12 protein-coding genes and 1 pseudogene are annotated in these 11,655 nt (G+C 37.7%); 3 read left to right on the top strand and 10 right to left on the bottom strand.

Annotation, left to right across the window (positions count from 1 at the left end):
* Positions 1–647 precede the first annotated feature (647 nt).
* From EKM80_RS13640 to EKM80_RS13660, 5 genes and pseudogenes are all read right to left on the bottom strand, one after another.
* Positions 648–1,229 (bottom strand): recombinase family protein, encoded by a 582-nt coding sequence (locus tag EKM80_RS13640; protein ID WP_003636336.1) that lies wholly within the window; start codon positions 1,227–1,229, stop codon positions 648–650.
* A 321-nt stretch (positions 1,230–1,550) separates the two neighbouring features.
* Positions 1,551–1,613 (bottom strand): annotated as a pseudogene (locus tag EKM80_RS15225) (helix-turn-helix domain-containing protein); the annotation flags it as partial.
* A 102-nt stretch (positions 1,614–1,715) separates the two neighbouring features.
* A complete protein-coding gene (gene dld / locus EKM80_RS13650; RefSeq protein ID WP_125554134.1) occupies positions 1,716–3,395 on the bottom strand; it encodes a D-lactate dehydrogenase in 1,680 nt (559 codons plus the stop codon).
* Positions 3,396–3,599: 204 nt separating this feature from the next.
* A complete protein-coding gene (locus EKM80_RS13655) occupies positions 3,600–4,499 on the bottom strand; it encodes an IS3 family transposase (protein ID WP_318531447.1) in 900 nt (299 codons plus the stop codon).
* Between the two features lie 4 nt (positions 4,500–4,503).
* On the bottom strand, positions 4,504–4,737 hold the full coding sequence (locus tag EKM80_RS13660; protein WP_057870410.1) for a transposase: 234 nt from the start codon (positions 4,735–4,737) through the stop codon (positions 4,504–4,506).
* A gap of 72 nt (positions 4,738–4,809) precedes the next feature.
* Here EKM80_RS13660 and EKM80_RS13665 point away from each other — a divergent pair, with 72 nt between their 5' ends.
* Positions 4,810–5,076, top strand: coding sequence for a hypothetical protein (locus tag EKM80_RS13665; RefSeq protein WP_225416713.1), 267 nt, complete (start codon positions 4,810–4,812; stop codon positions 5,074–5,076).
* A gap of 21 nt (positions 5,077–5,097) precedes the next feature.
* Positions 5,098–5,301, top strand: a complete 204-nt coding sequence (locus EKM80_RS15200; RefSeq protein WP_225363841.1) for a gamma-glutamyl-gamma-aminobutyrate hydrolase family protein — start codon at positions 5,098–5,100, stop codon at positions 5,299–5,301.
* A gap of 195 nt (positions 5,302–5,496) precedes the next feature.
* On the opposite strand, the gene EKM80_RS13675 is transcribed toward EKM80_RS15200, so the two are convergent.
* From EKM80_RS13675 to EKM80_RS13685, 3 genes are read right to left on the bottom strand one after another with little or no spacing between them, the layout of a single operon-like run.
* Entirely contained in the window at positions 5,497–6,312 is an 816-nt protein-coding gene (locus tag EKM80_RS13675; RefSeq protein ID WP_011668823.1) for a carbohydrate ABC transporter permease, read from the bottom strand.
* Positions 6,313–6,315: 3 nt separating this feature from the next.
* Positions 6,316–7,170 (bottom strand): carbohydrate ABC transporter permease, encoded by an 855-nt coding sequence (locus EKM80_RS13680; RefSeq protein WP_021355944.1) that lies wholly within the window; start codon positions 7,168–7,170, stop codon positions 6,316–6,318.
* Positions 7,171–7,175: 5 nt separating this feature from the next.
* On the bottom strand, positions 7,176–8,474 hold the full coding sequence (locus EKM80_RS13685; protein WP_125554138.1) for an ABC transporter substrate-binding protein: 1,299 nt from the start codon (positions 8,472–8,474) through the stop codon (positions 7,176–7,178).
* Between the two features lie 127 nt (positions 8,475–8,601).
* On the opposite strand from EKM80_RS13685, the gene EKM80_RS13690 reads away from it, so the two are divergent.
* Positions 8,602–9,741, top strand: a complete 1,140-nt coding sequence (locus tag EKM80_RS13690) for an ABC transporter ATP-binding protein (RefSeq protein ID WP_011668826.1) — start codon at positions 8,602–8,604, stop codon at positions 9,739–9,741.
* 172 nt (positions 9,742–9,913) lie between these two features.
* Here EKM80_RS13690 and EKM80_RS13695 read toward each other — a convergent pair whose 3' ends face one another.
* Positions 9,914–10,807, bottom strand: coding sequence for an IS3 family transposase (locus EKM80_RS13695; RefSeq protein ID WP_125554140.1), 894 nt, complete (start codon positions 10,805–10,807; stop codon positions 9,914–9,916).
* Complete coding sequence (locus tag EKM80_RS13700; RefSeq protein WP_099235707.1) at positions 10,804–11,478, bottom strand: helix-turn-helix domain-containing protein; 675 nt, start codon at positions 11,476–11,478, stop codon at positions 10,804–10,806. Before EKM80_RS13700 ends, EKM80_RS13695 begins: the two co-directional genes overlap by 4 nt.
* Between the last annotated feature and the right edge of the window lie 177 nt (positions 11,479–11,655).

Genomic DNA, 11,655 nt, shown 5'->3' on the forward strand with positions numbered 1-11,655 from the left:
CAGCCCTAGTTCACAAAAGGTTTCGATTTTAATTCGTTCGGAATAGGTTATACTACACAAAAGATCAGCTCCTAAAAGATGGGTTTGTGGTAAACACCATTTTAAAGGCAGCTGATCTTTTTTGTCCGAACAGCGTTCGGATTAATTTTACAATCTACCATTTGACATAATATTTTTTCTTTCCTTTTGACAGATGGCTTCTATTTTTATACTCATTGTTATGACTTTTCGTTTGTAAATTAAGTTATTAAAAATCGATGATCATCTTACCATAGAATGGCTAACTAAAAAGAACTACCATATCGATCAAGCGTGCTGTCAAAGTTCCAAGGGCAGTTAACATTTTCTAAGTGATGATGATGCTTTTATTGATTCCTAACAATGTTATCGGATTAAAAAAAACAATATTGTGATCGTAAGCTAATTCGACTATCCCTGATGAATTGTTTTAGATTCAAGCAAAAACGACAGCTATCTTGTGACCAAATAAGAATATTAATCGTCCAGAACACTTTTTCAATTATAGTATATAAACACTTTACCATACACAGTAAAAATCAAACTATTAGGGACATCACACGATTATTAAAGATCAGTCAAAATAGGAAATAATTTAAAATATCCTTTTTCATGATCTTTCACCTGTCTTAGATTTTAGAAGTATCACTTGGTTTCTCAATTAACTTAAACCGTCGCTGCTGCGTGCGTTTACTAATCCCCGTTTTTCGTTCAATCATCTTGTAGGTCATGCCTTGTTTTCGCAGCTCATAAGCAAATCTGATTTGTTCATCAGAATACGTTTTCGGTCGCCCTTCCCGAAACAACGGATCATGTTGCTTGGCATACAATTTACCTTCTTGTGTGCGCGTGACAATCATATCGCGTTCAAACTGCGCAAAGGCGCTAAATATTGTAAAGACTAATTGGCCAGTCGGCGTATTGTCAATTAAGCCCATATTCAAAATGTTGACTTTGACATTTTCTTTAAACAACTCTTGGATAATGGCTAATGCCTCGCGCGTGTTCCGCGCAAACCGATCCAGCTTAGTGACAATCAAAGTATCGCCTGTTTTTAGAACGCGCAACAGTTTTTGAAACTCCGGTCGTTCAGTAGTTGTGCCGGTAAACTTTTCCTGAAAGATTTTTTCTGCTCCTGCCAATTTTAGTAACTCAATTTGATTTGCTAATTTTTGATCAGTGGTACTGACCCGCGCATAGCCATATTTCATCTTTTTATCTCCTTACTTATGTCATTAAGTAATGACACGGTTCTAACCCTTTAATTATACAGTATCAAAAAAGAGGCCACAACTGTTAAGTTGTGACCTGATTTGCTCTGTTAATTATGGTTCTATGATATTTGGTGTTTAAGTATAAGAATAGTGTTGATGAATTTTATCTATCAACACCAAATATCATAGGCCCCAAAATTGTCTGACCAGTGTTTGGACAAAAAAGACCAGCTTCCTTTAAAATGGTGTTTATCACAAACCCATTTTTAGGAGCCGATCTTTTTTGTCCGAACAGCGTCGGATTAATTTTACAATCTACCTTTCATGATGAAGTGTTTCGATGACAACGCGGTCTTCAAATGATAAAATAGTGGTGCCCATAAAGGTCCTTCTTTCTAGTGGAATGTTGTGATGACACCATTAAAGACCTTTATGGGTTTTTCTGTCCACTAATATGTTCAACTTAAATTTTACAATCTATCTTTAGTATTCGCCCCAATATTTAGACATTGTTTGTTTACCAACGCCAGGGTTGAAACTATTAGTTGGATCATTTTTCTTATAGTGCTTGATTAAGGCCGGTGCTGCCAAATATAGATGCCCAACATTGTGTTCGGCTGGATAAACAGCGTGACGCTCATCCAAAATTTTAAGCATTTCTTTTTTAAGTTCATGCGCATCGACGCCAGGTTGTAGAATATAATCCTGGTGCATAACGTGATCAAGTAAGTGACCATAATAAATTTTGTGTTCTATTTTGTCTTCAATCTCTTTAGGCAAATGCTCGAACCACTTATAATCATTACTTGCCAACGCGATATCTAGTGGCAAAATGTCAATACTATCCTGTTTTAATTCTTGATATCGAATCGCAACCCCAGCTGTTACATAGCGGTGAGTTGCCGCTTTACTGGTCTCATTGGCATCGGCTTCAAAGTAGTCGCCACTGGCTTTGTCAAAATAAGATTTGAGATACTCTCGCGCTTCTTCAATACCATTACCAGCCATTTTCAATTGTAGGTAATGGTCGTACTTTTCGTAATAATCATCTAACCGCTTTGGCATTTGATTAGGAAATAAATTACTTAATGTTTGAAGCAAACGATCTGGGAAATAAGGTTTGAAAAACGGAATGTGCTTCAAAAAGCGTTCGCCCCATGCTTTTAGCGCAAACATTTGGGGCAAATGACCCGTACCAATTTTTTCAATCACAATTAGTGAGTCTTTACCATATTTCTTGGCCAATTTATAAGCATTTTTATGCATATATTCACCAGAAACAGGCAATTCTTTGAATGTCGTCATAATATGGCGACGAATATCTTCCAACTCATCGGGATTATTCGTTCCAATGTAAAACATTTGTGTTTTTTTATCCATTGGGAATGTATCTAAGCGGACAGCCAATGCAGCAACGTGACCGGACGATCCAGATACTTCATACAATTCTTTAGGATTTGCATTGTATCGAATAGGCTTATCAGATTCAACGTCACGCACAACCTGTTCATGATGGAACATTGAAGCATGATGTTCAGTAGCTGGTACTTGATTCAAATCAAAATTGCGGTTCTGCAAATTAGTAATAATCTCTTCGGGCGTTTTGCCCAAATCAATGCCTAAATGGTTAACTAAGTGCATTTCGTCATGTTCATCAATCCAAACATACAATGATAGCTCTGTATAAGCTGGACCTCTTCTGATCAAAGCACCACCAGAATTGTTGTTAATACCACCAATGACCGATGCACCCAAATTAGATGAGCCAATGACTGAATGTGGTTCACGTTTAAGTGGTCGCAATTCATTTTCTAAGTGAAACAGTGTCGTACCGGGGAATGCTAGTACTTGTTCCCCATTATTGATTAACTGTAAATCTTTAATTTTCATGCCGTTCACAACAACTGCAGAACGGTCATAACCTGGGGCTGGTACGGATCCCTCAGTCAAACTAGTGTTGGCTGCTTGCATAATAATGATAATATTGTTATCATGCAAAACATTAAGCACACGCCACATTGCCATTAAAGTGGTTGGAAATACGACTGCAACTGCATCGCCCTTACCTGAGCGGTACCCTTTCCTAAAACGTAAAGATTTTGCTTTGTTAGTAATAACATTTTTTTTACCAACAACATTGACTAGTTCTTCGACTAAGTCCATATTAACTTCTCCCCTCTATAACGTTTGTAAAAAACGTTTTAATCATTACGCTTTCAATGATACGCTTTTTTTGATGCGTATCTGGATTGAAGTCAATATTTGAGACAGATTTTAAGAGACATTCAGAACCGCGTTTACCTTCCACAGCTCAAATAAATCATTAATTGCGATTAATAACTTATTTGAACCCTGGAAAGCATTAAATCAGGCGGCCATTTGGCTCGTAAGTGTTGCAATTTCAACTTGTAAGGGGGTCTGGTAGCCCAGTGAACTATGAATTCTCTTCCTATTGTAGAAAGCATGCACATATTCAAAAAGGACGGCAGCGACAGTTTCATAATCTTCAAAGACCGGCACTGGATAAACACATTCCTTTTTGAGGGAAGCGTGAAAGGATTCCATTGGCGCATTATCATACGGACAACCCTTACGGCTGTATGAGTGGCGGATATGTAGTTCAGTTAAACGTTGATTGTAATCATCGCTGGTATATTGAGATCCTAAATCTGTATGGATAATTAAATTGCTTGGTTTATATTTATCAACCGCACGGTTGATAGTTTTTAGAACTAGTTCATTGGTCATGTTTAAACCAAGGTCCCATGAAATAATTTTTTTCGTATGCAAGTCAAGAATTGATGAAAGATACAGCCAACCATCGCGCAAGGTATGAATATAAGTTATGTCTGTTGCCCACTTTTGATTAATTGTCTTTGTTGAAAAGTCACGATCAATAATATTTTCTCGTTCTTCAATTTTTTGTTGTTTTGGATGCCAAGTATATTTTTTCCGAATAATGGAATACAATCCTAATTCATGCATTAAATTACCAATGAATTTTTCAGAAACTTTTTCACCACAATGTTGGAGCTTCTTAGCAATTTTAGGTGATCCGTAACGACATCCTGAAGCAAAATAAATTTCTTTAATCAGCTTTCTAAAACGTTTACGACGCTTTTTCTGAATTGATACATGATTATTAGAATTTTTGTAAAAAGTGGACCGTGGAATTTTAAGAACATGACAAACATCACTTATATTGTGACCTTGAGCTGTCTTATGAGCTGTAATAATGAATGAGTTTGAATCTATTTTTTTGCGAATATGGTTAAGACTTTTTTAAGATTTCATCCTCCTCTTGAATTTTTTGATAATTCTTTTTCAATTTAAGATATTCATCTTGGCTGATGCCAGTTTGTTTATCTTCAGCATAACGCTTAATCCAAGCATAAATATTTTTATCTGAAATACCATATTCGCTGGTAAGATCTTTTACCTTTTCCCCATTTTGATAAAGAGATACAATCATCTTTTTAAAATCAATATCATATTTTTTGGCCATATAGGATATCTCCAATCTTGATAAAGATATTCTATCAAAAGTTGTCCATGATTTATACTAACTCCATCTTTTATTGCTAATCCAAGCTTCCAGCAATTTGCTGCAAAAACTGCGAAGAAGGCTCAAATTTCATATACGCGAGCGGTAAGAACTGGCGGGGGAATAGATGGCAGTGAAATCCTTACTTACGAGGGGATTCCAACAATCTGTATCGGAATTCCAGTCAGGTATGAACATACTAATTATGGAATGGTAGCTTACCAAGATTTTGCTGATACAGTCAAACTAGTAGAAGAAATTATTACTGGATTGTCATCCGAAAAAATTGCAGCCTTTTAGAAAGAAAAAATTTATTGTCTAATTGTTAATAGTCGATATCATCAAGCAGCAAAAAATGTGGGCGAATGCTTAAAAGTTACTGCAGCCGTTAAAAATGGGGTTATTGAAGCATTAAAATCAATTGATTCTCAGCAAGTGTTGGTTCTTCAAAGGCGCCCAGAATTTTTAGTCGAGACAAGTCCGCAAATACAAATTATTTTTACTGATTTGATCGTAAGATGTTGATTATAAATAACAAGCGCAAAGGTTAACAGGAAGGTATTAATGGTAAATTATGCACATAGTCTGAGTTTAATTATGAGTAATTAAGTCCAGAGGATCCAACTGCTGAATAATATGAACATTACAAAAATAGTACAAGAGACCAGGTCAGATTGACCTGGTCTCTTGTACTATTTTTATTTAGATTAAATCCAATCTTTACTTGATAGCTCCTTCTGTCACACTTGTCATGACTTGCTTTTGCAATAGGAGGAACAGAATAATAATCGGAACCATTGACAAAACAAGTCCGGCTAAGGCTAATTGCCATTGGCTGTTTGTTTCACCGAAGAAAGAATACATCTTAAGTGGAATCGTGTACATGCCATCTTTATTAACGACTAGTGATGGTAACAGGTAGTCATTCCATATTTTCATTGCATTCAAGATAACAACTGTACCTGTCATTGGGCTGACCGCTGGAAAGATAATATAAACAAAGGTTTTAAAAGGATAGGCTCCATCTAAAGCAGCAGCTTCGTCAAGAGTTTTTGAGACTCCTTGAAAAGCCCCATAAAAAAGAATAATTGAGAGGCTTACTGATAACCCGGTGTTCATAATGACCAGACTCGTTCTGTTAAGGAAATTAACTTTGCCAAAAAGTGAAAGAAGCGGGATCATAATTGACTGAAAAGGGATCAGCATAGTGCCGGCACAAAGATAGTAGAGAATTGAACTGAAAGGCCCTTTAACACGAGAAAGAGCATAGGCAGCAGCTGCCGAAACCAATGTGATTACAATGACACTGGCTACTGTGATAACTAAAGAGTTAAAGAAACTGCTTGTAAAATCAAGCGCCTGGTAAGCAGTTTTGAAATTTGAAAACGTAAAGTCCCGTGTAAACCATAACGGGTTTTGAAAAATTCCCCTTTTTCCCTTTAAAGCATTGATAATAACAATGATAAAGGGGTAGAACCAGAATAGGGCAATGATTCCAAAAAGAAAGCCAAGTAAGATTTTAGTTGATTTTTTCATCTTCTATCCCTCCCGCTTTCTTGAAAGTGCTAATTGAATAAAGGAAACAATGGTTACACAAAGGAAAAGGATAATTCCGGCTGCCTGAGCGTATCCCTGCTGGAAGTTTACAAAAGCAGTATTATAAATATACATCGAAATCATCTCTGTGGAGCGGTATGGGCCACCATTTGTAAGTGCTAAGTTTTGCTCATAGAGTTTAAACGAGTTGGCAAGTGTTAGAAATAGACTGATTGTAAAGGCTGGCGCCAATTGTGGCAGCTTGATGAAAAAGAAAATCTGGGTTGCTTTTGCACCGTCTAGAACAGCTGCTTGAATGGTATTCTTAGGAATTGCATTCAAGAAAGAAATATAGATTAACATAATATAACCGCTCATCTGCCAAACAAACAGAATTACTATCCCCCAAAAGCCTGTTGAAGGGTTGCTCAACCAACCTTTGAAAAAGTCAAGATGAAAAGCAGCGGCAATTGCCTGAAAAGCAGAAGTAAAAATGAATTGCCAGATAAAACCAAGTAGTATTCCGCCGATCAGATTTGGCATGAAGAAGATGGTTCTGAGTGATTTTGTGAGTCTGTTGTTGTGACTGGTGACGATTAACGCAAAAGCCAAACCGACTAAGTTAATTAGAATTACTGAAACAAAAGAAAATTTAACTGTTAGCCAAAAACTCTGCAGAAAGGTGGAGTCTTGAAAAAGGACTTCAAAGTTTTTCCAACCAATAAAAGAAGAGCGTAAACCATTGGAATCGGTAAAGGAATAATAAATTCCTATCAGAAATGGTACGACAATAATCAATAGTATAAAGAAAACTGCTGGTAAAACAAAAGCCAGATATTGATGTTTTTTGATAAGCATTTTTATCACTCCCCACTTTGGATTTCCCTGAGCTGTCGATATTTAGCCGATGTTTCCTTTTTCAATTCTTTCCAAGAGATCCCATTTACAAAATAGCGCTGTATATATGGCCCAAGTGCTTGGTTAGTAAAGCCATTCGGGTACTGTTTGTGAACAGGAGATTGTGCGTTTTTGGAAGTGCCGATCCGATAAATTTGTTTAGAAAGATCATCAGGCAGCCTCGAAACATCAAAGTTTTTAGTTGCAGGAACGAAACGCATTTCGTTAATGATTACGTTCTCAGCTTCTTTTGAAGTATACATCCAGTTAATAAAATCTTTAGCAGCTTTTTGCCGCTTGGGATGATCTTTAGTGATTCCTAAATACCATGAGGAACCGGTCAAAAGACGGTCAGTACCATCATTTTTAACAAAGAACGGTAACATGCCAAGATTTTTTTGCACGTATCCCTTTTCCAGACCATCAAGCGTCGGAATAATCCAATTTCCTTGAGGTATCATAGCAACTTTACCATTGAAAAAAAGGTCTTGGACAGAAGGATCATATTTAACTGAAAGAATCGGTTGTACATTATATTTTTTTACGAGATCATAATAATTTTTCATTTGCCTCTCGTATTTCCAAGGGAAAGTTTTGCTTTTGAAAGCTTTGACAAGATTATTGTTGTACGGCAGAGAAGTAAATTGTGCTGAAACAGAAGCAATTGAATTGGTATCAGCTCCGTTAAAGCCGAAAACGGCATCGATTCCAATCTTCTTTTTTTCTGAATTGAGTTTTTCAACCGCTTTCAAAAATTCAGAATAGTTATTGATCTTTGAGGCATCAATCCCAGCCTTAGCGAACACAGCTTTGTTATACGACCAGCCATAAGCCTCAAGATCGACTGGAATTCCAACCATACGTTTATTTGAAATTCCACCGCTAACAAGATTTGGTACTATGTTTTTACTTGCCTTAAGATCTTTTAGATTAATCAAATGATCCTTATACCGATCTATTTCAGGTAGCCCGCCAAGCATAATAATATCTGGAGCTTCCCCAGAGGCAAACTTCGCTTGTAAAGCAGCGGCCCCACCGCCTTGACCTGAAGTAGTAATTTGGATATTGACGTTGGGATGTTTAGCATGATACATCCGCGCTAATTTTTGATATTGTGCGGTTATTTCAGGCTTTTGATTAAAAAAGTTAAGTGTAATTTTTGAATTTTTTCCCTTTTGCGAGCTAAAACTACAACATGTTAAGACAATTAATGATAAACTCAACATAAAAGTTAGCTTAGCGATTTTAAAAAATCTTTTTTTCATGTCTTCCGCCCCGATTCATTGTCAATTGTTTGTCAAGAGCACCATTCTTTCTTACCTAAATTTTATGTTTTTATTATGAATTACTGCAGAAACAAAAGCAAAGAATAAACTCGAGGAGGCGTTTCTTATGAGTAAGATTCAAATCGAACACCTTTATAAGCGTTATGATAATGCGGAAAATGATACCCTAAAGGATATCAATCTTGAGATTGATGACAAGGAATTTGTTGCAATTATTGGACCATCAGGTTGTGGTAAGTCTACACTATTGCGTTGCTTTTCAGGTTTGGAAGAAGTTACAAAGGGAAAAATTAATGTAGATGGAAAGCGCTTCGATAATATTCCACCGCAAAAGCGCAGCATTGCAATGGTTTTTCAAGATTATGCATTATATCCACATATGACTGTTTACAATAACATGGCGTTCAACTTAAAACTTAGTAAATTTTCTAAAAGTGAAATTGATTCACGGGTCAAGGAAGCAGCACAAAAGCTTAATCTCACAGACTATTTGGCTCGTAAACCCGCGCAGCTTTCTGGTGGGCAGCGACAAAGAGTTGCTTTAGGGCGTGCAATGGTGCGCGCACCTGAAGTCTTTTTAATGGACGAGCCGCTTTCTAATTTAGATGCGAAGTTACGTGTTTCAACGAGGCAGGATATTATCGAGCTACATAAGCAGCTTGGAACTGTAACGATTTATGTAACGCATGATCAAGCTGAGGCGATGGCAATGGCGGATAAAATCTTGATCATGCGAGACGGAGTGGTACAGCAGTATGGTAAACCTGAAGAACTTTATGATAACCCGCGTAACCTCTTCGTTGCTCGTTTTATCGGTTCTCCCAGCATGAATATTTTAAAGGGTACTCTTTCGAACAAGGGAATTTTTAATTCAGGTGGTGTAAATTATGACCTTAGTGAATTCGTGAAAAAAGAAGTTTTGCCAACGGATAAAAGAGAGATTGTACTTGGCTTTCGGCCTGAGAAAGTAACGCAGGTAAAAAAGTCAGGAGATAATGATACAGCTCCTGAAAATTCTGCACAAAAAGAGGGATTTTTTGTACTTTCTGCAAGTAAAAATCTGGCTGAATACATGGGCGGCCATACGCTTGTCTATCTAAAAACTAAAGATGGTGTTAATATTGTGACTCAAACGCCTAAAAGAATTCCTAATGATGATAGCCACAAAAAATTAGATCTTTATATTCGTAATTCTAATATTTATCTGTTTGATGCTAAAAGCGGTCTGACACTTCAAAATGGTTAGCTTTACCAGATAAGAAAGAAAACGGTTAAGTTGGAGAGAAAGATTTGCTTACCATAAAAAAGCAAAAACGTACTAATTTGCAATTTGCATGTTAAAGATATAAACAAAGGAACCGGATCTGCACTAGGCCCTGTCAAGTTGACAAATGAAATAATATAAAGTTTTTGGTCACTTAGATGGCTTCATTCCAGTATTCATCCGGGGTGAGGCCATTTCTTTGTGCTGAGCGATTGTCATGATTAAAATATTCGATTCCTGATTCAACGAGCGTTATTAATTCTTGATAGGTCTTTGCTCGCGGATGACGCGCCATCCAGCGAAGTTTAAATTCATTCCACCAGCGCTCCATCGGGGCGTTATCATATGGTGTTCCTGGACGCGACATACTGCGGGTGATCTCAAATTGATTGATGAAATGATTGAACGCTCTTGAGGTATACGCCGAACCACGATCGGTGTGAATAAGTGATGGGACCTTACCAACTGCAGTAAAGGCACGCTGAAAAACCTGGATCTCAGCGGCACTCGTTTCTGTGGCGCTGAGATTGTATGCCAAGAATCGGCGACCATATAAATCCAAGACACCACTTAAGCGGACTTTGTACTCACCACTAAGCCCATAAGTTAGTTCAGTTGAATCAGATAACCAAACTTTATTGGGCGCTGTCACTTGAAAGTTTTGCTTTAAAACATTGTCGAGTAAATATTGTTCAGCTTGTTTGGCCCGTTTATGCTTCTTTGGCCGTACTTGACAGCGAATATCAAGTTCACGCATGACCCGGCGAACTTGCTTCAAAGTTACCGGAAAATCAATTAGTTTATCCGCTTGTAAGTTAGTCAGAAGATTTCCAGCACCGATACCTTGGTGGTGAAAATCAAACCAATATTGGGTGCGTGTTTTGAGTTGTTTATTGTGCTTTTCCCATGTTGTTTCCTGTCGTCTAAGCCCTTTATGATAAGCTTGTCGGCTGACGCCGATAACGGTTAAAAGTTTCGTTACGGCACCATGATTACCTTGGCTGACTACCTTGATAGTGTGGTAAGCCAGTCGATGTGGTTTGTTCACCCCCTGCGCTGAAGTTCCTGAAATTTTTTTATGAAGGCCTCGTAGAGTTCCTTATCTGCCAGTTGTGCTTTTAGTTCTCGGATCTGGAGATTAGCCTTATCTAGTTCGGTTAATTCATGATTGGCTTTTCGATGCCCACGGTTATCTACGAGCGCTTCATAGCCGCCACTTTTAGTCTTGATCACCCAAGTACGGACCTGTTGGTAGGAGACTTGAAAGTGATCCGCGGCTTCGGTATACGAGTGTTTAGCTTTAGTCACATATTCAACGATCTTGATGCGTTCTTCAAAAGTTGTTTGCCGACTCATGGTAGGGACCCGCTTTCTAGACGGTCTGGCCGTCAAGGTTTTATCCCTATTATACCTGGAAACCCAGTTGTCGAGTTGTGTTGATGAACGTAAACCAAATTTTGTGGCTAAATCCAGCAGTGACCCTTCACCGGCCAAAAAAGCCTGAACAGCTTTAAGTTTCAATTCGTTGGAATAATGATTATTTGTGTGCGCTTCCGTGAGCCCTGCCAACCCATCACGTTCAAGGCGCGACTGCCAACGCATGAGCGTTTCTCGATGGATACCATGTTGTCTGGTAAAAGTCCCAATTGATAAACCTGATTGCTTGAATTCAGCTAACAGCGCCAACTTTTCCTGAAGCGTGTGTCTAGCTCTAGGCATACAAAAATCCCCCTATGATTAGTCAGATGAATTATAGTATTTCATCTGACAACCATAAAGGGATTATCGCATTAATCACTCCTTTTTTGTTTGATTATGTCGCATTTTTGATATCTTTACTATTTAGCCGGATTTAAAATAGAAGTGCAACATAAATAAAACTAGACCAAAAGGGCC

The organism is Loigolactobacillus jiayinensis (assembly GCF_003946445.1).
GTDB classification, from domain to species: Bacteria; Bacillota; Bacilli; order Lactobacillales; family Lactobacillaceae; genus Loigolactobacillus; species Loigolactobacillus jiayinensis.